Source organism: Jiangella endophytica, from assembly GCF_003427025.1.
GTDB lineage: Bacteria > Actinomycetota > Actinomycetes > Jiangellales > Jiangellaceae > Jiangella > Jiangella endophytica.
Map to the genome: position 1 here is coordinate 200,622 of NZ_QVAI01000012.1, position 24,053 is coordinate 224,674.

A 24,053-nucleotide genomic window follows, 5' to 3' on the forward strand; every position below is an offset into this window, starting at 1 on the left:
CCGCTGCCGGCGATCAGGTGACGTGGCGCAGGTAGCGGCCGGGTGCGTCGAGGAAGGCGCGCCAGTGGCGGACGAGGTCGAGGTCGGCCCACGCGACCTCGCGCAGCCCCCATTCGCCGGCCTCGAGGACGGTCGCGCCGGGGAGCGCCGCGACCAGCGGCGAGTGGGTCGCTACCAGCACCTGGCCGCCGGCTTCGGCGATCTCCTTCAACGCGCCCACGAGTGCGAGGCAGCCGCTGAACGACAGCGCCGACTCAGGCTCGTCCAGGCAGTAGAAGCCCGGGCGCTGGAACCGGTGGCGCAGGACGGCGAGGAACGACTCGCCATGGCTGAGCTCGTGGAAGGCCGGGTCGCCGCTGCGGGGCTCCGGGTTGGCCTCCAGATAGCTGAAGAAGCCGTGCATCGTCTCGGCGCGCAGGAAGAAGCCGTCCTTCGGCGCGCCCGGGCCGCGGGTCAGCCGCAGCGCACGTGACAGGTCCGACTCGCTGACCCGGGTGGAGTGGCGGGCACCGGTCGACCCGCCCTCGGGGGAGAACCCGTACGCCAGCGCGATGCCCTCGACCAGGGTGGACTTGCCGCTGCCGTTCTCACCGACGAGGACGGTGACCGGCGCGAGGTCGAGGCCGTCGGCGACCAGCCGGCGCACCGGCGGCAGGGTCCACGGCCAGCTCTCGAGGTCAGGCGGCGGGTCGTCAGGCGGGGCGAACTCCACCCGCCGCACCGGCCGCCGGTCGAGCAGGCTCACCCGGTGCTCACGACGTGGTGCGCGGCGCCCGGCGGTCCTTCACCGGCGTGCTCGGCGCCTCGACGCCCAGCCACGGGTACCAGCCGCCGTTGAGGACGAGGTAGGCGAGCAGGCCGTAGCCGGTCTGGTCGGGGTGCAGGCCGTCGTCGGCGCGGGCGGTCTGCCAGGCGGCCTTCGCCGCCAGCGGGCCGAACGTCTCGACGTACGGGACGTCGCGCCGTTCGCACAGCCGCGACCACGCGGCGTCCAGTTCGCCGATGCGCGCCACCATGGCGTCGTCGCCGACCGGGGGTGGTCCGACCACCAGGACCGGCACGCTCACCGACGAGAGCCCGAACTCCAGCGCCGCCACCGACCGCGCCACCGCGACGCCGCGGTATGCGTCGGCGACGCCCGGCGCCAGCACGACGCGGTGCTCGTCGCCGCGGGCGAACCGGGGCGCGGACTCCAGCGGCATCCGGACGACCACCTCCTCGGTGGCCTCGCCGCGCACACCCAGCGGGTACGCCGTCAGCTCGACACCGGTGGACGGCGGCGTGCGGGCGGCGACCCGGCCGACCCAGCCGAGGGCCTTGGGGTCACCGACCCCGGCGACGAAGGAGTCGCCGAAGACGCAGACCCGGACGTCGCGGGGACCGGTCACTCAGCGTCCTCGCCGGCGTCGTCGTCCTCGTCGTCGGCGCGGGCCAGCCAGGTGGCCAGCCGCTCGACGGCGGTCTCGAACTCCGGGTTGTGGTCGACGAAATCGCGCAGCCGCTCGGCCAGCCAGGCCAGGGTGACCTGTTCGTCACCCCGGCGCTCGTCGAGCTCCTCGATGCCGCGGTCGGTGAAGTACATCCTCGAACTCCGGCGAAATGGGTCGGGCGATCAGGCGAAGGCGGCGTCGTGCAGGGCCTTCTGCTGGTCGAGGTGGACGTTGTGGTTGCCCACCGCCGGCGACGTACTGGCCGGCCGGGTGACCGGACGGAACGGCATGCCGTCGGGCAGTCGCGGCGCCAGGTGCAGCGCCATGAACGGCCACGGGCCCATGTTCTCGGGCTCGTCCTGGACCCAGCGGATCTCCCGCGTGTTGGGGTACTTGGCGATCTCGGCCGCGATCTCCGCCGCCGGCAGCGGGTAGAGCTGCTCGACCGGGATGATCGCGGTGTGGTCGTCGGACCGCTTGCCGCGCTCGGCCAGCAGCTCCCAGGTGATCTTCCCGCTGCACAGCAGCACGCGGTCGACCTTGGCGGCATCCAGCGGCTCGGGGTCGGGCAGCACGGGCCGGAACGTGGTGGTGCCGGTGAAGTCGTCGGGCGTGGACACCGCTCGCTTGTTGCGCAGCATGGACTTCGGCGTGAACACCACCAGCGGGCGGTGGCTGCCGCCCAGTGCCTGCGAGCGCAGCAGGTGGAAGTGCGACGCCGGCGTGGACGGCTGCGCCACCCGGAACGCGTTCTCGGCGCCCATGAGCAGGAACCGCTCCATGCGCGCCGACGAGTGGTCGGCACCCTGGCCCTCGTAGCCGTGCGGCAGCAGCAGCACGACGCCGGAGTACTGGCCCCACTTGGCCTCACCGGCGCTGATGAACTCGTCGATGATGGTCTGCGCGCCGTTGGCGAAGTCGCCGAACTGCGCCTCCCAGAGCACCAGTGCGTCGGGCCGGGCGACGGAGTAGCCGTACTCGAAGCCCATGGCCGCGAACTCCGACAGCAGGGAGTCGTAGACGTAGAACTTCGACTGCGACTCGTCGAGGTGCTGCAGCGGGAGGTACGACTCGCCGGTCTTGCGGTCGACCAGCGAGGCGAACCGCTGGACGAACGTGCCCCGGCGGCTGTCCTGGCCGGCCAGCCGCACCGGGCGGCCGTCGAGCAGGAGCGCGCCGAACGCGGTGATCTCGGCCGTGGCCCAGTCGATGCCGCCCTCGGTGAGCGCCTGGGCGCGCCGCTGCACCTGCGGCAGCACCTTGGGGTGGACGGTGAAGCCGTCGGGCACCGTGAGGTAGGCGTCGGCGACCCGCTTGAGTACCTCGGGCGTGGTGGCCGTGACGGCCTCGCCCTCGGGCGTCGGCTTGTCGGGGTAGGTGGGCACCGTGGTGACGCTGGTGGGCGCCGTCTGCCGGGTCTCGGCGAACACCCGCTCGAGCTGCTGCTGGTAGTCGAGCAGAACCTGCTCGGCCTCCTCGATGGTGATGTCGCCGCGGCCGATCAGCGCCTCGGTGTAGAGCTTGCGCACCGGCCGCTTCGCCTCGATGAGGTCGTACATGAGCGGCTGGGTGTAGCTGGGGTCGTCGCCCTCGTTGTGGCCGCGCCGGCGGTAGCAGACCATGTCGATGACGACGTCCTTCTTGAACGCCTGCCGGAACTCGAAGGCCAGCCGGGCCACCCGGGTGCTCGCCTCGGGGTCGTCGCCGTTGACGTGGAAGATCGGCGCCTGCACCATGCGCGCGACGTCGGTGGAGTACATCGACGAGCGCGACTGGTCGGGCGAGGTGGTGTAGCCGACCTGGTTGTTGACGACGACGTGCACGGTGCCGCCCGTGCGGTAGCCGCGCAGCTGCGAGAGGTTGAGTGTCTCGGCCACGACGCCCTGGCCGGCGAACGCGGCGTCGCCGTGCACCAGGATCGGCAGCACCGGGAACTCCTCGCCGCGGTCGAGGATGTCCTGCTTGGCCCGCGCGATGCCCTCGAGCACCGGGTTGACCGCCTCGAGGTGGCTCGGGTTGGCGGTCAGCGAGACCTTGATCGTGGAGCCGTCGAGCGCGGTGAACTCGCCGTCGGCGCCCAGGTGGTACTTGACGTCACCGGAGCCCTGGACCGTCCGCGGGTCGATGTTGCCCTGGAACTCGCCGAAGATCTGGGCGTAGCTCTTGCCGACGATGTTGGCCAGCACGTTGAGCCGGCCGCGGTGGGCCATGCCGATGCAGGCCTCCTGCAGCCCGGCCTCGGCGGCGGCCTCGACCACCTCGTCGAGGACCGGGATCAGCGACTCGCCGCCCTCGAGCGAGAAGCGCTTCTGCCCGACGTACTTCGTCTGCAGGAACGTCTCGAAGGCCTCGGCCTGGTTGAGCTTGAGCAGGATGCGCAGCTGGTCCTCGCGCGGGGTGAGGTCGACCGGCTTCTCGACCCGCTCCTGGATCCAGCGCCGCTGCTCGGGCTCCTGGATGTGCATGTACTCGATGCCGACGGTGCGGCAGTAGGCGTTGCGCAGCACGCCGAGGATGTCGCGCAGCAGCATGAACCGCTTGGTGCCGCCGAACGAGCCGGTGGCGAACTCGCGGTCGAGGTCCCACAGCGTGAGGCCGTGGGTGCTGACGTCGAGGTCGGGGTGGGTGCGCTGCTTGTACTCGAGCGGGTCGGTGTCGGCCATGAGGTGGCCGCGCACGCGGTAGGCGTGGATCAGCTCCAGCACCCGGGCCTGCTTGCTGACCTCGTCCTCGTGGCTGTGCGGGACGTCGGTGGCCCAGCGGATCGGCTCGTACGGGATGCGCAGCGCGCGGAAGATCTCGTCGTAGAAGCCGTCCTGGCCCAGCAGCAGCCCGTGCACGATGCGCAGGAAGTCGCCGCTCTGGGCGCCCTGGATGATGCGGTGGTCGTAGGTGCTGGTGAGCGTCATGGTCTTGGAGACGCCCAGCCGGGCCAGCGTCTCCGGCGCGGCCCCCTGGTACTCGGCCGGGTACTCCATGGCGCCGACGCCGATGATGGTGCCCTGGCCCTTCATCAGCCGCGGCACCGAGTGGACCGTACCGATGGTGCCCGGGTTGGTCAGCGTGATGGTGGTGCCCTGGAAGTCGGCGACCGTCAGCTTGTTGTCGCGGGCGCGGCGCACGACGTCCTCGTAGGCGGCCCAGAACTCGGCGAAGTTGAGGTCTTCGGCGGCCTTGATGCTCGGCACCAGCAGCTGCCGGGTGCCGTCGGACTTCTTCATGTCGATGGCCAGGCCGAGATTGGTGTGCGGCGGCTTGGCCAGTGCCGGCTTGCCGTTGTTGTCGGCGTAGGCGTAGTTCATGTCGGGCATCTGGTGCAGCGCCTTGACCAGCGCGTATCCGATGATGTGCGTGAACGACACCTTGCCGCCGCGCGAGCGCGCGAGGTGGTTGTTGATGACGATGCGGTTGTCGACCAGCAGCTTGGCCGGGACGGCGCGCACGCTGGTGGCCGTCGGGACCTCGAGGCTGACCTCCATGTTGGTGGCCGTGCGAGCCGGTGCCCCGCGCAGCGGGACGATCTCGGGCTGGTCGCCCGAGGTGTCCTGCGGCTGCGCCGGCGCCTTGGCGCCCGGCTGGGCCGGGGTGGGCTTCGGCGCGGCCTTGGCCGCCGTGGTGGCCGGCTGTGCCGGCGTGGCCTGCGACGCTGCGGCCTGCGACGGTACGGCGGCGGGCGTGGAAGTCACGATGGTCCTCGCGGGGGACGTGGCAGTGGCGGTCGGTGCGGAGGTCGGCTTGGCTGCGGTGGCGGCGTGACCCGGTGGTCCGGTGGGGGCGGCGCCGGCGGCCTTGCGCTCGGCGAAGAACTCCGCCCACTGGGGGTCGACGCTGGAGGGGTCTTCGAGCCAGCTCTCGTAGAACTCCTCGACGAGCCACTCGTTCGGTCCGAATCCCGATTCCGGGCCGGTGGGGGCCACTGTCGCGTTCGCCTTCTTCCGTTCGAATCTGCGCGGCTGCTCTGGTACAGGGTAGTCGGGGTCGCCGACTCCGCGCATCGGCGCAATCGTGGCCTAGATCACTTGGGCCGACAAGTCGAGATCCTGTCCACCGTCCGATGCACGTCAGGGGCATCCCTGACCGGTCCCGGAGATGCCGGTCCGGACCTTCTGCGCGGTCCGGCCACGCCGTTACGCTGGCGGCGAACCACCCCAACGTCGGAGGCGTCGTGATCGACGAGTACGTGGCGCGGCTGCGCCGCGAGGTGCGCGGACCGCTGCTGCCCCGGCGCAGCATGCTCCGCGAACTGCGCGACGGCCTGCTCGACGCCGCCGACGCGCACCGGTCGGCCGGCGCCACCCGCGCCGAGGCCGAGCGGCTCGCCGTCGAGGAGTTCGGTCCGGTCCCGGTGGTGGCCGCCGAGGTGCGCGCGGAGCTGGCCGCCGTGGCCGCGCGCTACCTGGCCGGGCTGATCGCCGTCCTCGGGTCGGTGCAGTTCGCGCTGTCGACCTACACGTGGACCACGGCGGCCGCCGAGCAGGGCTGGCCCGAGCCGGCGCCGTGGTACGGCGTGCTGTCGCGTGCCGTCGACATCTCCAGCTTCGCGTTCGTCGGCCTGGCCGCGGTGGCGGTGCTGGCGCTCGGCCGCGGCGCCCGCCTCTGGCCCACCCGCCGGGTGGTACGGGTCATCGCGGTGGTGACGCTGGTCGACGTCGGCGTGCACGTCGTCAGCGGCGTGGTGCTGAGTGCCTTCGCGCCGGCCACGGTCGGCGAGTGGGACGGGTCGTGGCTGGCGGTGATGTCGCTGCTCTCGGTGGGGTCGACGCTGTGGATCACCTGGCTGGCGGTGAGCTGCCTGCGGCTGACCTCACGCCGGTCCCAGGATGGCGTTCATGACGGAGCTCATCTCGCTCCAGGCCTGCTGCTGCGTGGCTAGGAAGCCCCTGCCGTCGCGGGTGATCTCGTACGTGCGGCGCTTCCGGCCGCCGACGGTCTCCCAGGAGCTGCGCAGGTAGCCCAGCCGCTCGAGCCGCCGCAGCGCGGGGTAGAGCGTGCCGGTGGGGAGGTCGACGGCGCCGTCGCTGCGCTCGCTCAGCGCCTCGGAGACGCCGTAGCCGTGCAACGGCCGGTCTCGGACGACGGCGAGGATCAGCGCGTCGAGGTTGCCGCGGAGGGCGTCGGCCTTCATGTCGGTAGTCTACGCATCATCATGTAGCGTGCCTACATGTAGACAGTCGGAGAGCGCGGGAGGGGCGAGGATGAGCGTGCTGGACCTGTCGCGGCTGCAGTTCGCGCTGACGGCGATCGTCCATTTCCTGTTCGTGGTGCTCACGCTCGGCCTGGCGCCGATCGTGGCGTTCTTCCAGACCCGCTGGGCGATCACCGGGAAGGAGATCCACGAGCGGCTGACCCGCTACTGGGGCCAGCTCTACATCGTCAACTACGCGATGGGCATCGTCGTCGGGCTGGCCATGGAGTTCCAGTTCGGCCTGCACTGGGGCGGGCTGATGACGTTCGCCGGCGACGTGTTCGGCGCGCCGCTGGCCACGGAGACGCTGGTCGCGTTCTTCCTGGAGTCCACCTTCCTCGGTATGTGGATCTTCGGCTGGCACCGGCTGAACCGCTGGGTGCACACGACGCTGATCTGGCTGGTGGTGCTCACGGCGTACCTGTCGGCGTTCTGGGTGATGGTCGCCAACGGGTTCCTGCAGGAACCGGTCGGCCACGTGATCGAGGACGGCGTCGCGCGCATCGACGACTTCGGCGCGCTGCTGACCAACCAGCAGGCCATCGGCGCGCTGCTGCACATCGTCCCGGTCTGCCTGCTGACCGGCAGCGTCGTCATGGTCGGCATCTGCTCGTGGCACTTCCTGCGCGGCACGCCCGACGTCGACTTCTTCCGCCGCTCGCTGCGCGTCGCCGTCGTCGTGGGCGCGGTGGCCGCCGTGTTCGCCGTCGGCAACGGCTACGCGCAGTTCGGCTACCTGACCGAGGGCAAGGAGCTGGCGCTGGGAGCGTCGGTGGCGGACCGGGCGGACTTCCAGGCCGAGATGGAGGCGCTGCACGGGCCGGGTGACTGGACGCCCCCGACGTGGATCTCGTTCGCCTGGCCGCTCATGGAGATCAGCGGGACGATCTACCTGATGATCTTCTCCGGACTGGTGCTCTTCCTGATCAAGAACGCCTTCGACCGCGCCCGGCCGGCCCGGCTGCGCCGGTTCTGGCACCGGTTCTACGTGTGGACGCTGCCCTGGCCGTTCGTCGTCGTCGCCTGTGGCTGGCTGCTCCGCGAGGTGGGCCGCCAGCCGTGGGTGGTCTACGGCGAGCTGACCACGGCCGAGGCCGTCTCCGGCCACTCGGCCCGCACCGTGCTGGCCAGCCTGGTGGTGTTCGGCACACTGTTCGCGACGCTGGCCGTGCTCGACTGGTGGCTGATCGCCCGGCTGGCCCGGCGCGGCCCGCACGACCTCGTGCTGGGCTCGGACGGCGCCGGCCGCGGCCTGGGGACGCCCGGCGGCGAGGCCGAGCTCGTGCTCGCGGAGAGGAGTTGACGTGGATGTGCTCTGGCTGGGACTGCTCGGCCTGCTGCTGACCGGCTGGTCCGTGCTCGACGGCGCCAACCTCGGCCTCGGCGCGTCGCTGCGGCGCATCGGGCGCAGCGGGCCCGAGCGGCGGCTGCTGCTGACCGCGATCGGGCCGTTCCTGCTCGGCGGCGAGGTCTGGCTGGTCGCGGCGTTCGGCATCATGATCGGCGCGTTCCCCGGGCTGGAGAAGGACCTGCTGTTCGCCTACTACCCGGTGATCGTCGGGCTGGTGGTGTCGTGGATCCTGCGCGACATCGGTATCTGGTTCCGCAGCAGGCGGTGCTCGCGGGCCTGGCAGCGCGGCTGGGAGACGATCGTCGTGCTGGCCAGCACCGCCATGCCGTTCGCCTGGGGGCTGCTGCTCGGTAACGTCGTCCAGGGGGTGCCGACGAACGGACGACCGGGGGTTGAGACACTGATCGGGCCGTATTCACTGTTGTGGGGGGCCGTCGTGGTCGCCGTGTTCACGCTGCACGGCGCGGTGTTCGCCGCGCTGCGGCTGCCGCCTGAGCGCCGTACGCGCGCCGCCGGCACGGTCCACCGGGCCGGTGCCGCCGCGCTGGCGCTGCTCGCCGTCGTCGGCGTCGCGACCCCCGCGTTCAGCGTCGATCTCGCCCGCCCGCTGCCGGCCGCCGTGCTCGGCGTGGTCGCGGTCGCGGCGGTCGTGGCCTCGACCCGGCTGTTCGCCGGCGAGCGCGACCGCTGGGCCTATGTCTGCACCGCCGTCGCCGCGGCCGCCCCGGTGCTCGCCGCCGGGCTCGCGACGTCGCCGCGGCTGCTCGACGGCATCGCCGCGTCCGGCACGCTCGACCTGCTGACGGTCGTCGTCGCCCCGCTGGTCCCGGTCCTGATCGCCGTCCAGGCGTGGATGTGGTGGACGTTCCGGCACCGCGTCGGCGTCGGATCGGCGGTGTTCTTCTGAATCGGCTCGCCCGCCGGCTGCTCGCCGGACTGCCCGCCTTCCGGGTCACCGCCCTGGTCTTCACCCTGCTGGCGGTGGCCGCGGCGGTCGCCATCCTGGTGCAGGCCGAGCTGCTGGCGCGGCTGCTGGCCGACGGCGTCCTCGACGGCCCGTCCGCGGGCTCTGTCGCGGGCATGCTGGCGCTGCTGGCCGGGGTGTTCGCCGTCCGGGCCGGGCTGTCGTGGGCGCAGCAGGCGCTGGCTCAGCGGGCCGCGGCGTCGGCGAAGGCAACGCTGCGGCGGCAGGTGCTGCGCCGCACCCAGGAGCTGGGCCCGGGCTGGCTGTCCGGCCAGCACACCGGCGGGCTGACGACGACGCTCGGGCGCGGGCTCGACGCGCTGGACCCGTGGTTCACCGGCTACTTCCCGCAGCTGTTCCTCGCCGCGGTGATCCCGTTCGCGGTGCTGGTGCGCATCGCCGTCGCCGACCTCGCGTCCGCGGTGATCATCCTGGTCACCTTGCCGCTGATCCCGATCTTCGGGGCGTTGGTCGGCATGTCGACCAAGCGGGCGACGCAGCGGCAGTGGCGGGCGCTGGAGCGGCTGGGCGGACACTTCCTCGACGTCGTGGCCGGGCTGCCGACGCTGCGGGCGTTCGGCCGGGCCAAGTCGCAGGCGGCGCAGGTGCGGCGCATCGCCGACGAGCACCGTTCGGCCACCATGGGCACCCTGCGCATCGCCTTCCTGTCCGCGCTGGTCCTCGAGCTGGTCGCGACGCTGTCGGTGGCGCTGGTCGCGGTGCCGATCGGCCTGCGGACGCTGAACGGCGGGCTCGGCCTCGAGGCGGCGCTGCTGGTGCTGCTGCTCGCGCCGGAGGCGTACCTGCCGCTGCGGGCGCTCGGCTCGCAGTTCCACGCGAGCACCGAGGGACTGGCGGTCGCGGAGCGGTGCTTCGAGGTGGTCGACGCCGAGGGCGGGCCGCCCGGCCGCGTCGCCGTCGCCGCCGCCGAGGCGCCGGACGCCGCCGCGGGGGTGCGGTTCGAGGGCGTCACGGTGCGCTACCCCGGCCGCGACGAGGCGGCGCTCGACGACGTCTCGCTGGCGGTCGCCTCAGGCGAGCGGGTCGCGCTGGTCGGCCCCAGCGGCGCCGGCAAGAGCACGCTGGTGAGCGTGCTGCTCGGGTTGGTTTCGCCGACGTCCGGGCGGGTGCTGGCCGGCGGCGTCGACCTCGCGGAGGCCCCGGCGGAGAGCTGGCGGCGGCAGCTGGCCTGGGTGCCGCAGCGGCCGCACCTGTTCGCCCGGACGGTCGCCGAGAACATCCGGCTCGGCCGTCCCGACGCCACCGACGACGAGGTCGTGCGGGCCGCGACTCTGGCGCACGCCGACGAGTTCGTGCGACGCCTGCCGCGCGGCTACGAGACCCCGCTGGGCGAGCGCGGCGCCGGGCTGTCCGCGGGACAGCGCCAGCGCATCGCTCTGGCCCGCGCGTTCCTGCGCGACGCCCCGTTGCTGCTGCTGGACGAGCCGACCGCCGGGCTCGACGCCGGGAGCGAGGCCGTCGTCGTCGAGGCCACCGCGCGGCTGATGGCCGGGCGGACGGTGCTGGTCGTGGCGCACCGGCCGGCGATGGTGCTCGACGCCGACCGCGTCGTCACGCTCGACCACGGCCGCATCGCCGAGCCGGCGCCGGCCACCGAAACCGGTGGCCGACCGCAAGGTCTGACGTCGGTCGCCGATGACGAGACGGGCAGCCGGCCGCGAGGCCTGACGTCGGTCGCCAATGACGAGGTGGGCTGATGACGCGGCGCCTGGCAGGTCTGCTCCGCGCTCATCTGGGCCGGTTGCTGGTCGCGGTGTCCGCGTCGGTGGCCACCGAGCTGGCCGCGCTGGCGCTGATGGGCACCGCCGCCTGGCTGCTGGCCCGGGCCGCCGAACAGCCGCCGCTGGCCGCGTTGTCGCTGGCCATCGTCGGCGTGCGCGCGTTCGCCACCGGCCGCGGCGTGTTCCGCTACGCCGAGCGGCTGGCCAGCCACGACGCCGCGCTGCGGGCGCTGGCGACGCTGCGCGGCCGGGTCTACGACGCGCTGGTGCCGCTGGCGCCGTCGGGACTGCCCGCCTACCGCAGCTCCGACCTGCTCAGCCGCATGGTCTCCGACGTCGAGGCCGTGCAGGACCTGGTCGTTCGGGTGCTGGTGCCGGTGAGCACGGCTGTCGTGGTGGCCGGCGTCGCCATCGGGTTCTCCGCGGTCGTGCTGCCGTCGGCGGCCGTGGTGCTGGCGGCCGGATTGGCGCTGGCCGGTCTGGTCGTGCCGCTGCTCATGGTGGCGACGGCGCGGCGCACCGCCCGGCGGCTGGCGCCGGCCCGGGCCGAGCTGGCGGCGCACCACACCGACCTGCTGCAGGGCAGCGCCGACCTCGCGGTGTTCGGTGCCACGGCGACGGCGCTGGACGAGGCCGAGGCGGCCAGTCAGCGGCTGGCCCGGCTGGAGCGGCGCACGGCCCTGACGACGGCGCTCGCCGGTGCGGCGGCCATGCTCGTGCAGGGCGTCACGACGGTCGCGGTCACGGTGCTGGCGTTGGGCGCCCGCGACGACGGCGGGCTGGCCGGCGTCATGGTGCCGGTCGTCGCGCTGGTCGCGCTGATCTCGTTCGAGCCGGTACTGCCGCTGGTGCCGGCGGTGCAGCGGCTGCTGGAGGCGCGGTCGTCGCTGCGCCGGGTGCTGGCGGTGCTCGACACCCCGGCGCCGGTGGCCGAGCCGGGCGACGCCGCGCTGCCGGCGCCGGTGGCACCGGTCACCGTGGCGCTGCACGGCGTCTCGGTCCGCTATCCCGGTGCCGACGTCGACGCGGTCGACGGCGTCGACCTCGACCTCACCCCGGGCCGGCGGGTCGCCGTCGTCGGGGCCAGCGGGTCGGGCAAGAGCACGCTGCTGGCCTGCCTCATGCGTTTCATCGAGCCGTCGGCCGGGACCGTGCTGCTCAACGGTGCCGACGTGCGCCGCTACGACGGCGACGACGTTCGCGCCGTCGTCACCGGCGTCACCCAGGACGCGCACCTGTTCCACACGTCGATCCGCGAGAACCTGCGGCTCGCCCGGCCCGCCGCCTCCGACGACGACCTGCTGGCCGCGCTCGAGACGGCCCGGCTGCGCGACTGGGTCGACTCGCTGCCCGCCGGGCTGGACACCATGGTCGGCGAGTCCGGCGGCCAGGTCTCCGGCGGTCAGCGCCAGCGGCTGGCGCTGACCCGGGCGCTGCTGGCCGACCCGCCGGTCGTGCTGCTGGACGAGCCGACCGAGGGCCTGGACCCGCGTACCGCCGACGACCTCATGACCGACCTGCTCGCCTCGACCCGCGGCCGCACGACGGTCGTCGTCACCCACCGCCTCGCCGGCCTGGACGCCGTCGACGAGATCGTCGTGATGGACGCCGGGCGGGTCGTGCAGCGCGGCACCCACGCCGAGTTGGTCGCCGTCGACGGCGCCTACCAGGACCTCTGGTGGGCGTCGCGCCCCGCGCTGGCCTCTGAATGATCACGTTAAGTGGGGGTGCTCCCGCTTGACGAGGAATGCATGCCGCGCGAAGCGGGAGAAGTCCTATGCCGGGCCTCGGCAGGGGAGTACTCGCTTCACCAGGCATGCATGCCTGGGTGAGCGTGAGCACCCCCACTTAACGTGATCATTCAAGGTCAGATCGTGTCGAGGGCGCCGGCGAGGTCGGCCCAGAGGTCCTCGACGTCCTCGATGCCCACGGAGAGCCGGAGCAGCGACTCGTCGACCGCCGTGCTCTCGGTGGGCCAGCGCCGCCGCCGTTCCAGCGACGACTCCACCCCGCCGAGGCTGGTCGAGTGCACCCACAGCCGGACGGCCGCGACCACGGCGTCGGCACCGGCCGCGCCGCCGGCCACCTCGATCGAGCACATCGTCCCCCAGCCGGGATGACGCACGACGTTCACCGAGCGGTGGGCGCGCAGCCTGGACGCCAGCTCCGTGGCGTTGGCCTGGGCCCGCTCCAGCCGCACGGACAGCGTCCGCAGGCCGCGCACGGCGAGGTAGGCCTCCATCGGGCCGGGGATGGCGCCGTGCAGCCGGCGATGCGCGTCGAGCCGGTCGTGCAGGGCGTCGTCGGCCGTGACGACAGCGCCGAGGACGACGTCGGAGTGCCCGGCCAGCAGCTTGGTGACGCTGTGCACGACGATGTCGGCGCCCAGCTCCAGCGGCCGCTGCAGCAGCGGCGTCGCGAACGTGTTGTCGACGACGGTGAGCGCGCCGGCCGCGCGGGCCGCCGTGGCCGCCGCCGCGATGTCGGCGACGTCGAGGTTCGGGTTGGTCGGCGACTCCAGCCACACCATCGAGGCGCCTCGGGCCGCCGCGGCGATGCCGTCGGCGTCGGTGACCGGCAGCTGCCGCAGCGTCAGCCGGCCCTGTGCCGCCCGCTCGCGCAGCAGGTCCAGCACGCCCAGGTACGCGCAGTCGGGCGCGACGACGACGGCGCCCTCCGGCAGCAGCGACATGACCGCGTCGGACGCCGCGAGGCCCGACGCGTACGCCAGCGCGCGGCCGCCTTCGAGGCCGCCGAGCGCCGACTCCAGCGCCGTCCAGGTCGCGTTGCCGTAGCGGCCGTAGCCGACGTCGCCGCCGGCGTGGAACGTCGAGGCGAACGTGACCGGCTCGTTCAGCGGGGCGTCGGCGTCGCGGGCAGGACGTCCGGCGGTGACGACACGGGTGGCGGGGGACTGGGACATGCCGCCAGTATCGGTCACGCCGTCGTCGCCGCGAGCGTCAGCGTCACCGTGGCGGTGCGCTGCTGGCCCGGCTCGATGCGGACCTGTGTCCCCGTGGTCGACCGCACGCCCGTCACTCCGGCGTCGGGCCAGCTGGTCGCGGGTTCCAGCGCGAGCACGTACGCCCCCGAGTACCACGGGAAGCCGGCCCGCCCACCCGCCTCCAGCCAGTACCACGCGTGCGGCATCAGCGAGGTGTCCCAGGTGAGGTCGGCCCGCAGCCCCAGGTCGTCGTTGACGATGCCGGCCCGTCCCTCCGTGAAGTCGGACAGGAACGCCAGCCGGCTGACCCCGGAACCCGGCGCCGGGATGCGGTCGAACCCGTCGCCTGGCCAGGCCGCCGGTGTCGTCGGGTCCAGCCAGACGGTCCGGGCCGCGGTCTCGACGCGGGCGGCCGGGCCGACCAACGGAGCGCCGAACGCCGGGTGCTGGCTCCACGTCACCTCGACCGGCTCGGCGCCGTCGTTCGTCACCGTCTCCGTGACCGTGACCGACGGGCCGGCCACCTCGATGCGCTTCACGATCGAGAAGGGGCTGCGGACGAGGTCGGTGCGCAGCTCGACGGCGGCCCGGCCGTCGGCCGTCCAGTCGTAGGACGCCAGCCACGCCTCGCCGTGCATGCCCCACTCGACGCCGTGCTCCTGGCTCGGCGAGCCGGCGTTCGGGAACACCGTCTGCCAGCCGCCCGGGTAGGCCTGCATCAGCAGCGCCTCGCTGCTGCCGACGGTGACGTGCTCGCCGCGCGGCCGCAGCCCCCACCGGGTGCGCCACATGACGTCGACGTCGAGCGGGCGCCAGCGCACCGACGTCACGTCGCCACCCTTGCCGGGCACGACGTCGACGCTGAGGTCGTCGGAGGTGAGGTGGAGGATCTCCCAGCCGCGATGGGACGACACGCTCGGTTCGGTCACGCCGCTACCTTAGGGCTCCGGGTGCCGGGCGTCGTAGCGGACGAAGCGGCGTTGCGTCACGGCCAGCACGCTGACGATGACCACGCAGGCCAGCCCGCCGATGATGGCCGCCCACGCCTCGCTGCTGAGCTCGGCCATCGAGCCCAGCACCAGGTCGCCCAGCCGCGGGCCGCCCGCCACCACGACGATGAACACGCCCTGCAGCCGCCCGCGCATCTCGTCCGGCGTGGCCGCCTGCAGGATCGTCATCCGGAAGACGGCGCTGACGGTGTCGGCGGCGCCGGCCAGCACCATGCAGAACACCGCGGGCCAGAGCGCCCAGTGGACGACGCCGTCGTCCGGGCCGGTGACGACCAGGAGCACCAGGCCGAACGCGACCACCGACAGCGCCCACGCGATGATCGCGACCACCACGGCGAGGCCCTGCCGGCGCACGTGTCCCAGCGGCCCGGAGAACAGGCCGGCCAGGAACGCGCCGACCGCCATGCCTGCCACCAGGATGCCCACCGTCGTCGACCCGCCGCCGAGCACCGCCGCCGCGACGGCCGGGAACAGCACCCGGGGCATCGCCAGCACCATGGCGCACAGGTCGACGATGAACGTCATGCGCACGTTCGGGCGCGTCCGCAGATACGACAGGCCCTCCAGCACCGAGCTCAGCCCGGCCCGGCGCACCAGTCCCTGCGGCGGCAACGGCGGCAGCGCGAACAGTGTGGTCAGCGCGAACGTCAGCAGCACCGCCTCGATGCTGTACGTCCAGCCGTAGCCGACCGAGTCGATCAGCACACCGGCCAGCAGCGGGCCGATCGTCAGGCCGAGGCTCATCGACATGCTGCCGAGCGCGTTCGCCGCGGGCAGCAGCGGGCCGGGCAGCAGCCGGGGGATGATCGCCGTCCGCGCGGGGGAGTTCACCGCGAAGAACCCGTTCTGGACCGCGACCAGTGCGTACAGCAACCACACCTGGCCGAGGCCCAGCCAGGCCTGCACGGCGAACGCGGTCGCCACCAGCAGCAGCCCGGTCGAGCTGACGATGACGACCCGCCGCCGGTCGTACGCGTCGACGATCGCCCCGCCGTAGAGGCCGAGCGCGACCAGTGGCGCCAGCGCGAACAACCCGACCAGCCCGACGTTGAACGTCGACCCGGTCAGGTCGTACACCTGCAACCCGACGGCGACGGTGGTGAGGTGGGTGCCGATGCCGGACAGCGAGATGCCGATCCAGAGCCGGCGATACGGAACGCTGACCTTGAGCGGCGTCACGTCCAAAAGCAGCCGGCGCACCTGGACATCCTTCCAGTGGCGCCCCGGGTCCGGACGGACGGGTCCTCAGACGGGATCGAGGTCGGTGCCGCGCGAGACGGCCTCCCAGGTCAGGTACTCCGCGCGCAGCCGGTCCAGGCTGTCCGCGATCGCGTCGGCGGCATCGTTGCCCAGGACCAGCCGCAGCGGAGGCTCGTCCGCGTCGAGGGCGGCGCGGATGGCGGCGGCCGCCTTGGCCGGGTCGCCGGGCTGGGCGCCGTCGAAGGCGGTCTGCATGGCCCGGATCGGCCCGACGACGGCGTCGTAGGCAGGGATCGGGGCGGTCATCCGCATCGCCCCGCCATGCAGGCCGGTCCGGAACGCGCCCGGCTCGACGATGAGCACCCGGATCCCGAACGGCGCCACCTCGGCGGCCAGCGCCTCCGAGTAGCCCTCGAGTGCGAACTTCGTCGCCGAGTACGCCGGCACCGCGGCGAACGACAGCCGCCCGCCCATGCTGCTGATCTGAACGATCGCTCCCGAGCCACGCGTCCGCATGCCCGGCAGGACGGCGCGGACCAGCGCCGCCGGACCGAAGAAGTGCACGTCCATGAGGTCGCGCAGCTCCTCGTCGGTGGTCTCCTCGGCCGCGCCGATCAGTGCCCGGCCGGCGTTGTTCACCAGGACGTCGATGCGGCCGAACGCCTCTGCGGCGGCCTCGACGGCGGCGGGGATGCGGGCGGTGTCGGTGACGTCCAGCTCGACGGCGGCGACGTGGCCGGGGAACCGGTCGGCCAGGTCGTCGAGGGCGCCGGGCTTGCGGGCGGTCGCGACGACGGCGTCACCGGCGGTCAGGGCGGACTCGGTGATGGCTCGACCGAACCCGGACGTCGCGCCGGTGACCAGCCAGACACGGCCGGTGGCGGGGGTGATCATGGTGGCGACCCTACGGAGCGCCGGCCGCCCGGGAATGTACGTTCTTGCGCTCGGCGGCCTCACGGGCATAGCGGCCGGGCGGGACGCCGACGAAGCGCTTGAAGTGCCGGGTGAAGTGGCTGAGGTCGAAGAACCCCGCCTCGTGGCCGGCGTCGCTCACCGGACGCCCGGCCAGCAGCAGCCGCTTGGCGTGGTCGACGCGCAGCTGCAGCTGGTAGGCGTGCGGCGGCATGCCGACGTCGGCGGTGAACAACCGGGTCAGGTGGTATGGGCTCAGCTCACTGACGCGGGCGAGGTCGGCCAGCGCGACCGGCGCGGCGTGGTGCTCGTGCAGGTAGTCGCGGGCCTGGCGGACGGCGCGGTGGGCGGGTGGGAGCGGACGGCCTGAGCGGACCCGTGCGTGCCGGTGCAGCAGCCCGGCGACGAAGCCGAGCAGCCGCACGTCCTGGTTGAGCACCGAGGCCGTCCCCGGGCCGCCGGCCAGCGCCGCGTGGGCGCGGGCGAACCGGGCGACGGTGTGCGCGTCGGCGATCGTGAGGTCGCGGAAGAACGGCAGCCCGGCGGGCCGGCCGGCGATCTCGGCGGCGGTGGCGGCGACGGCGTCCGGTGCCAGGTAGAGGACGAGGTGCTCGGAGTCGCGGTCGCGGTGGTCGGGGTCGACAGGGGTGTGCGCCTCGCCCGGCATGACGACCGTGAGGCGCCGGGGCGGCACAACGTGGTACTCGCCGCGGTAACGGATGCCGCCGGGCAGGTCGAGGTTGAGGTTGAGCTGATAGCCGTCGTGCGTGTGCCGCGGGATGGCGACCGGCGGGCCGGGTGGGTAGCGGTACCACTCGAGCAGCACATCGCGGCGGAGCAGGCCGGTGACGTCGGTCCGCGGCGGGGGCGAGGTCACGCCGTCCAACCTAGGGCGCTCGTCACCCAGAGTGACGGCGGAGGTCGCATCACGATTCCGTAACGACGAGTGGCCCCGTACCCCGCACGAGGCGGGGCCGGGGCCACTCGGGTCGATCTGGTGGTGCGTTACCCGATGATCAGGCGGTGGTGGTGTTGCGGCGAGCGCGGACGGCAACCGCGGCACCGCCGGCCAGCAGCAGCGCGATGCCGCCGACGATCATCCAGGTGGTGCCGGACGAACCGGTGTCGGGGAGGTCGTCGTCGCCGCCCTCACCGTTGCCGCCGTCCTCGTCGCCACCGCCGCCGTTCGCCACGGTGAACGTGGCCACGGCCTCGGAGTCGGCCAGCTCGGGGTCGCCGCCCTCGAGGGTCGCCTGAGCGGTGATGGTGTACTCACCCTCCGGCAGGTCCTCGGCCGGGTCGAACGTCCAGTTGCCGGCGTCGTCGATCTGGAACTCGCCGGCCCACTCGTCGACGTCGTCGTCGCCCTCGGCACGAAGGCCCAGGCGCGGCTGCACGTCGTCGCCAGCGGCGTCGGCGGCGGCCTGCTCGAGCAGCAGGCCGATGGAGGCACCAGCGAACGAGGTGCCCTCGAAGTTGACGTCACCGGTGACGGTCGAGCCGTCCTCGGGCGCCGTGATGGTGACGTCGGCCGCCTCGATGCCGAGGTCGGCGACGGTCGCCTTCTGGGTGTCGTCCTCGAAGGTCTGCGTCACGACGGCGTCGAACCGCACGCCGACCGGCAGGTCGCTCTCGGGGGCGAGCGCCCAGGCGCCGTCCTCGTTGACCTCGACCGAGCCGAACTCGGCGTCGCCGACCGTCAGCGCGACGGTGGCGCCGGGCTGGCCGGTGCCGGAGAACTCCGGACGGGCGTTGCCGGTGGTCTGGCCGTCGGTCGGGGAGTCGACCGCGAGCTCCTCGACCGGAGGCGCCTCGGTGACCGTCCACGAGCCCTCGGCGACCTCGGACTGCGAGTGGTTGCCGTAGAACGCCTGGACGGCGTAGCTGTGCTCGCCCGGCTCCAGAGCGTCCGGAAGGGCCACGGAGAACGTGCCGTCGGCCGCGACGTCACCCTCGACCGCCTCGCCGCCGTCGACGGAGACCGTGACGCGGTGGTCGGTGGTGGCGCCCTCGACCGAGCCCTCGAAGGTGACGGACTCGCCGGACTCGCCCTCGGGGGAGGTGACCGCCGGGGTGTTCACCGCGACGTTGAGCTCCCACTGGTTGCCCAGGACGTCCAGCGCGTTGTACTGGCCGCCGGACACCGCGAAGCCGATGCCGAAGTCACCGGTGCTGCAGTCGGGGCCGAAGTTCGAGCCCGAGTTCACGCCGAGGGCGTAGTTGCCGACGACGATCGAGCCGCCGCTGTCGCCGCCCAGCATGCAGGCGTCGAAGATGAAGCCGGTGACCGTCTCGCCCGTGTTGAAGGTGACGGACTCCTCGGCGCTCTGGATCTGGCCACAGGTCCAGCCGGAGGTGGAACCCGACTTGCAGGCCTCGGCGCCGACGACGGCGTCGATGGTGCCGTGGACCGTGACGGAGTTGGCGTCGGGGTTGCCCTCGCCGCCACCCCAACCGGCGACCTGGGGGACGCCCTCGAAGTCGGAGTTGGTGATGTCGACCAGGCCGGCGTCGTAGTTGTCGAAGTCCGGGCCGAAGTGCATGGAGCCGTCGGTGATGGCGCCGAGCTCGTCGCCCACGTTCAGCGGCGGCTGCGGCGTCTGCGGCGGGCCGATCGGGCCCTCCAGCGGCAGGTGGAACACCGGGCCGGACAGCTGCTCGTAGGTGCTGCCGTCCACGCCGCAGTGACCCGCGGTGAGGTAACGGTCGGCGCCGTCGGGCGTGTAGCCGCTGAAGCCGACCGAGCAGCGGTAGCCGCTGCCGTCCGGGTTGGCCTGGGTGAAGAAGCCGTAGCCGCCCTTGTGGTCGACCTTGGGCTCGAAGTCGTAGTCGGAGTAGTCGCGCTCCTCGGGAGCGCCGATCTCGACCTTGGCGCCGACCGCCTCGGCAGCGGCCACGTCGGCCTCCGCCTCGACGTACAGCGTCACGTCCTGGCCGTCGATGACCGTGGCGTTGATGTTCACGCCGGCGTCGACGAGCTGAGCGGACACGTCGGCGGCGACCTTGGCGGCCGCCGCGTTGGCGAGGTACTCCTCGGCCGACAGGCCGAGGTCACGCTGGATGGCCTCCACGAGACCGGTAGGGAGCTCATCGGCCTGGGGGGCGAACGCCTCCGCGGCGAACGTCTGCAGAGTCCCGGTGACGGTCTCTTCCTCAGCCGAAGCGGCCGTGGAAGAGATGACGACGCCCGTGCTCACGAGAGCGCAGACGCCCAGCACACCGGAGACCCGTGCGACGCCACGACGGCGCAGCAGGGCTGTGCTCACAGTTACTCCAAAATGAAATGTCATTGACATGGAATGGTTCCGGTGCTCCGCCGGCGGGGTGGAACTGCCGACGGGTACCCCGGAGCCTGTGTCACCCTACAGCACCGTTCAGACCCATATTCAAGTACTCGGTACCTATCAGGGTGAATGTCCGACATCACTCTGTGTGACGAGAAATTTGAATGCTCAAGTGGTGAATTTCGCAAATCGGACACAACCGCGGGATTGACCGTTGGTGTCACTCAAGAGATGTGCAGGTCGGCTCGCGTGTCGCGGAGGCCCGTGAGCGGGCTCGGGCCTGCATCCGCGGGAGTGCGGCGCGCGGTGCGACCGGCGGCCCTGACGGTGATCGGTCGCGGAGTTCGGGCGATGGTGACGACACGGGTGGCGCGGTCGTATAGCGCGCGTATAGCCGGCGCTGGTGCGGGTGGTGCCACTGTGACGGCTGGGGTCGGCGGGACCGGGCGGGGGGTCAGCCGGCCGCGCGGCGGCGGCGCCAGACGAGGGCGCCCGCGACGGCCGCGCCGGCCACCAGGATGCCGGCCGCGGCGGCCAGCGCTCCGCCCGGCAGGCCGCCGTCGTCGGCGGAGGAGGACGCAGCGGCGGCGCCGTCGAGGCCGCCCGCCGCCCGTGCCGTCGCGGCGACGTCGACGACGACCGGGGAGGAGGGCTCGGAGGTGAGGTCGTCCACGGACTGGGTCGCGACGACCACGTGCCGCCCGGCGGGCAGCGGGGTGTCCAACTGGACGGTCCAGGCGCCGTCGGGACCCGCCTCGGCACGCAGCTCCGGCGCGGCGGCGACGTCGGCTCCGGCGTCCGCGACCCGCACCGACACGGCGGCGCCGGGCGCCCCGGCACCGGTGAGCGTGCCCGCGTCGGTGGCGGGGATCCGGCCCAGCGGCGCGCTCACCACGGGTGCGCTCGGGGCCACGCCGACACCGGCGACGGTGACCGACGCGTCGGCGGCGTCCGCCGAGTGGCCGTGGCCGGACTCGGCGGTCCCGGAGCCCGGCTCGGCCGAGGCCGTCCCGGCCGCGCCCTCGTCGGGCACCGCCGCCGCGGGCAGGTGCTGGGTCAGGACGGCGTCGAACCGGCCGGCGGGGCGGGCGGACTCCGCGCGCAGCGACCAGGTGCCGTCCTCGCCGACGGTGGTGCTGGCCAGCTCCTCGCCGCGGACGGTCAGGGAGACGGCGGCGCCGGGCTGGCCGGTGCCCTCGAACGCGAGCCGCCCGTCGGGGCTGACATGGCCGGCGGCCGGCCAGCTGACGCCGAGGCCGGCCAGCTCGGCCACCTCGAACTCACCGCTGGTCTCCGCGGACGTGACGGCCTGGTCGCCGGTCGCGGGCCGGAGTGAGGTGCGGGCGGTGTACGTGTACGTCCCCGGCTCGAGCGCCGTGCCGACCGGGGCGCTCCACCGGCCGGCCGCGCCGACCTGCGCCTCCAGCTCCGGGCCGTCCTCGATCCGGACGGTGACGACGGCGCCCGCGGCGGCGTCGGCGGTCCCGGTGATGGTGGGCGTCGGCCCGGTGGTGGCGTCGTCGGCGGGCGAGGTCACCCGGGGTGCGCCGACCCGGACGGCCAGCTCCCAGCCCGTGCCGTAGAGCCCTTCGACGTCCGGCATCGCGTACCCGACGCTGAGGTCGTCGCCGCGGGAGGCGGGGTCGCCGTCGGCGCAGGACGGCCCCGGCCAGGTGGAGCCCGAGCTCAGTCCCAGCGCGTACGTCCCGACGGTGACGGCGCCGCCGCTGTCGCCGGGCAGCACGCAGGCGTCGAACAGGAAGCCGGTGACCGGCCGGCCGCTGACCGGCACGGTGGTCCGGGTGTCGAGGACGTGCCCGCAGGTCCAGCCCGACGCGACGCCGGCCGCGCAGACCGGCGCGCCGGCGACGGCGGCGACGGAGTCGTGCACGGTGAGCGCGGGCTCCTCGCCGGCGCCGGGGCTCCAGCCGGACACCTCGGGCCGCACGTCGCCGTCGACCGAGATGAGAGCGGCGTCGTGGCCGTCGCCGAAGGTGACGCTCTCGGGGATGTACGCGCCGAGTTCGTCGCCGATCAGGCCGGGCCACTCGAACGGCTCGGTGGTGGAGAGCGGCACGTCCGGCGCGAGCTCGTCGACGCCGGAGGTGAAGAGGCCGTCGGCGCCGGCGCCGCAGTGCCCGGCGGTGAGCAGCCGTGGCTCGCCGTCGGCGTCGGTGCCGGCGAACGCGGTGGAGCAGTGGTAGTCCGCGAGGGGGGTGCGGACGGCGACCCCGGAGCCGCCCGCGTGGTCGGCGGAACGCGCCGACAGCCGCACCTGGCCGACCGGTGCGCCGCGGACCTCCGCGCCGACGGCGACGACCCGCTCGGCCGCCCGGTCGATGTAGGCGAGCTTGTTCTGCGTGCGGGCGGCGGACAGGGCGTCGGTCAGGACGTCGCCGACCTGCACCTCAGCGCCGGTGCCGCGGGCGGCGATCGCGGCACCGCGGTCCCGGACGGCGACATGCAGCGTCTGGCCGTCCAGCCAGGCCGAGCGGACCACGTCGCCGAGCGAGCCGACGACCTCGCCGGCCAGCCGCGCCGCGGCCGCTGTCGCGAGGTACTCCTCGGGCGACTGGCCGAGGTCGCGCCGGATCGCCTCGGTCAGGCCGGCCGGCAGTTCGGCGGCGCGGTCGGCGAAGTCGGCGGGGTCGAAGGCGCGCATCCGCACCTCGGGCGTGGCCGGCGTGGTGTCCACCTCGAGGGCCGCCGAGGAGCCGGCGGCCGGACCGGCCAGCACGACCCCGGTCGCCGCGACCGCGGCGACGGCACCCAGGACGCCATGGAACCGACGGCCGAACGACGATCCGTCCACCGGCGTCCGCTTCCCCTCTGACCGAAGTCCCCCAGACCGGTTGAACCGGTCGAATCGCTGATCAGCGGCCCCGTGGGCCGCTCCGCCGACCGAGGTTACCCATGGCGAGCCCGGCGCTGCCGTTGATGTGTCAGGAATCACCCGTACGGGCGACCCTCCATCCTCCGAGGGCACCCCGCTGACGCGCGACGGTGAGCGGGTCGACCTGCGGCGGGCGGCTTGGTATCCGGAGTGAGCCTGCCGGGTTCGCCGGTTCGCCGGTTGGCCGGTTGGTCGGGGTTCGCGGGTTGGCCGGGGGTTGGTTCCGTTGGCGGGGTGACCCCGTCCTCCTGCTGTTCATTGTTTGGGCCGTGGGTGCGTGCCTCAAGTCCGCGGCCTCTGCTGGGTGCTGTGTGTGGTGGTGGGGGGCCTTGGACGTGACCCGCGTACCCGCGGCCCAAGTGCTGGCAGCTATCCGGGGGGACGGGGGGAGTCTGGCGACGGGTGGGGCGTCGGGGTGGACGCTTCTGCGTGCGTTGGTCGGGGCGTCGGGGTGGACGCTTCTGGGTGCGTTGGTCGGGGCGTCGGGGTGGACGCTTCTGGGTGCGTTGGTCGGGGCGTCGGGGTGGACGCTTCTGGGTGCGTTGGTCGGGGCGTCGGGGTGGACGCTTCTGGGTGCGTTGGTCGGGGCGTCGGGGTGGACGCTTCTGGGCGCGTTGGTCGGGGCGTCGGGGTGGGCGCTTCTGGGTGTGTTGGTCGGGGCGTCGGGCGTGCCGGTGGGGCGTCGGTGGTGCGTTCGTGAGTCGTTGATGGGGCGTCTGCCGGGTTGGTGGGATCGGTGGGGTTGCCGGTCGGGCGGGGTTGGTGGTGCCTGTGAGGCTGGCGGGGTCTGTGGGGTTAGTGGGTTCAGTGGGGTGGTGTGGGTGTCCAGGGGGTGAGATTTCCAGGCGATCTGGGGGCCATGCCCAGGCGTGTGTTCGCTCTGCGAGGCGTGCATGCCTCGCAGAGCGGGATGACGCCTGGTGAGGTAGCGGATCGTTGATGATCATCGTCGCCCACACTCCGGCACACGGGGCGAAGCGGGAGCTAGACGGGTGTGAGGTGGGTGTGTGGCGGGTGAGGCGGGGAGTGAGGCGTGCCCAGATCCTCCCCGTCCCCCTGATAGCTGCCCGTTCTTGGCCGCGGGCGTGCGGGTCAAGCGGTCGTCGTCGGCGCGAAGCGCCCGTCAGTCCGCCTCGCG

General features: G+C 73.3%; 17 protein-coding genes. 5 read left to right on the forward strand and 12 right to left on the reverse strand.

Annotation, left to right across the window (positions count from 1 at the left end; genetic code table 11):
* Window positions 1-13: 13 nt before the first annotated feature.
* Genes DZA62_RS23135 through DZA62_RS23150 form a run of 4 tightly spaced genes read right to left on the reverse strand, consistent with a single transcriptional unit; the run spans window position 14 to window position 5,425 of the window.
* Window positions 14-745 (reverse strand): AAA family ATPase, encoded by a 732-nt coding sequence (locus tag DZA62_RS23135; protein ID WP_116951296.1) that lies wholly within the window; start codon window positions 743-745, stop codon window positions 14-16.
* 7 nt (window positions 746-752) lie between these two features.
* Entirely contained in the window at window positions 753-1,388 is a 636-nt protein-coding gene (locus tag DZA62_RS23140; protein ID WP_116951297.1) for a GDSL-type esterase/lipase family protein, read from the reverse strand.
* A complete protein-coding gene (locus DZA62_RS23145; protein ID WP_116951298.1) occupies window positions 1,385-1,582 on the reverse strand; it encodes a DUF6104 family protein in 198 nt (65 codons plus the stop codon). Before DZA62_RS23145 ends, DZA62_RS23140 begins: the two co-directional genes overlap by 4 nt.
* Window positions 1,583-1,612: 30 nt before the next feature.
* On the reverse strand, window positions 1,613-5,425 hold the full coding sequence (locus DZA62_RS23150) for a multifunctional oxoglutarate decarboxylase/oxoglutarate dehydrogenase thiamine pyrophosphate-binding subunit/dihydrolipoyllysine-residue succinyltransferase subunit (protein WP_116951299.1): 3,813 nt from the start codon (window positions 5,423-5,425) through the stop codon (window positions 1,613-1,615).
* Between the two features lie 170 nt (window positions 5,426-5,595).
* On the opposite strand from DZA62_RS23150, the gene DZA62_RS23155 reads away from it, so the two are divergent.
* Window positions 5,596-6,303: a permease prefix domain 1-containing protein gene (locus DZA62_RS23155; protein ID WP_116951300.1), complete on the forward strand. Its 708-nt coding sequence runs from the start codon at window positions 5,596-5,598 to the stop codon at window positions 6,301-6,303.
* Here DZA62_RS23155 and DZA62_RS23160 read toward each other — a convergent pair.
* Entirely contained in the window at window positions 6,235-6,555 is a 321-nt protein-coding gene (locus tag DZA62_RS23160) for a PadR family transcriptional regulator (RefSeq protein WP_116951301.1), read from the reverse strand. The two genes, DZA62_RS23155 and DZA62_RS23160, sit on opposite strands and share 69 nt — an antisense overlap.
* 70 nt (window positions 6,556-6,625) lie before the next feature.
* Here DZA62_RS23160 and DZA62_RS23165 point away from each other — a divergent pair, with 70 nt between their 5' ends.
* Genes DZA62_RS23165 through cydC form a run of 4 tightly spaced genes read left to right on the forward strand, consistent with a single transcriptional unit; the run spans window position 6,626 to window position 12,384 of the window.
* Entirely contained in the window at window positions 6,626-7,918 is a 1,293-nt protein-coding gene (locus DZA62_RS23165; RefSeq protein ID WP_116951302.1) for a cytochrome ubiquinol oxidase subunit I, read from the forward strand.
* Window position 7,919: 1 nt separating this feature from the next.
* On the forward strand, window positions 7,920-8,873 hold the full coding sequence (locus tag DZA62_RS23170) for a cytochrome d ubiquinol oxidase subunit II (RefSeq protein ID WP_116951303.1): 954 nt from the start codon (window positions 7,920-7,922) through the stop codon (window positions 8,871-8,873).
* Window positions 8,825-10,648, forward strand: a complete 1,824-nt coding sequence (gene cydD, locus DZA62_RS23175; protein WP_198664086.1) for a thiol reductant ABC exporter subunit CydD — start codon at window positions 8,825-8,827, stop codon at window positions 10,646-10,648. Before DZA62_RS23170 ends, cydD begins: the two co-directional genes overlap by 49 nt.
* The gene (gene cydC / locus DZA62_RS23180; RefSeq protein ID WP_116951304.1) at window positions 10,648-12,384 is read left to right on the forward strand and encodes a thiol reductant ABC exporter subunit CydC; all 1,737 of its coding nucleotides are present in this window, start codon (window positions 10,648-10,650) and stop codon (window positions 12,382-12,384) included. Before cydD ends, cydC begins: the two co-directional genes overlap by 1 nt.
* Window positions 12,385-12,539: 155 nt before the next feature.
* On the opposite strand, the gene DZA62_RS23185 is transcribed toward cydC, so the two are convergent.
* From DZA62_RS23185 to DZA62_RS37305, 7 genes are all read right to left on the reverse strand, one after another.
* Window positions 12,540-13,595: a trans-sulfuration enzyme family protein gene (locus tag DZA62_RS23185; RefSeq protein ID WP_116951305.1), complete on the reverse strand. Its 1,056-nt coding sequence runs from the start codon at window positions 13,593-13,595 to the stop codon at window positions 12,540-12,542.
* 14 nt (window positions 13,596-13,609) lie between these two features.
* Window positions 13,610-14,545: an aldose 1-epimerase gene (locus DZA62_RS23190; RefSeq protein ID WP_116951306.1), complete on the reverse strand. Its 936-nt coding sequence runs from the start codon at window positions 14,543-14,545 to the stop codon at window positions 13,610-13,612.
* Window positions 14,546-14,554: 9 nt separating this feature from the next.
* Window positions 14,555-15,826 carry an MFS transporter gene (locus DZA62_RS23195; protein WP_116951307.1) on the reverse strand — a complete coding sequence of 424 codons (1,272 nt, stop codon included), beginning with the start codon at window positions 15,824-15,826 and terminating at the stop codon, window positions 14,555-14,557.
* A gap of 45 nt (window positions 15,827-15,871) precedes the next feature.
* Window positions 15,872-16,720 (reverse strand): oxidoreductase, encoded by an 849-nt coding sequence (locus tag DZA62_RS23200; protein ID WP_116951308.1) that lies wholly within the window; start codon window positions 16,718-16,720, stop codon window positions 15,872-15,874.
* A gap of 10 nt (window positions 16,721-16,730) precedes the next feature.
* A complete protein-coding gene (locus tag DZA62_RS23205) occupies window positions 16,731-17,615 on the reverse strand; it encodes an AraC family transcriptional regulator (RefSeq protein ID WP_198664087.1) in 885 nt (294 codons plus the stop codon).
* Between the two features lie 139 nt (window positions 17,616-17,754).
* Window positions 17,755-20,004, reverse strand: a complete 2,250-nt coding sequence (locus DZA62_RS23210; protein WP_116951310.1) for a S1 family peptidase — start codon at window positions 20,002-20,004, stop codon at window positions 17,755-17,757.
* Window positions 20,005-20,476: 472 nt separating this feature from the next.
* A complete protein-coding gene (locus DZA62_RS37305; protein ID WP_116951311.1) occupies window positions 20,477-22,834 on the reverse strand; it encodes a S1 family peptidase in 2,358 nt (785 codons plus the stop codon).
* Between the last annotated feature and the right edge of the window lie 1,219 nt (window positions 22,835-24,053).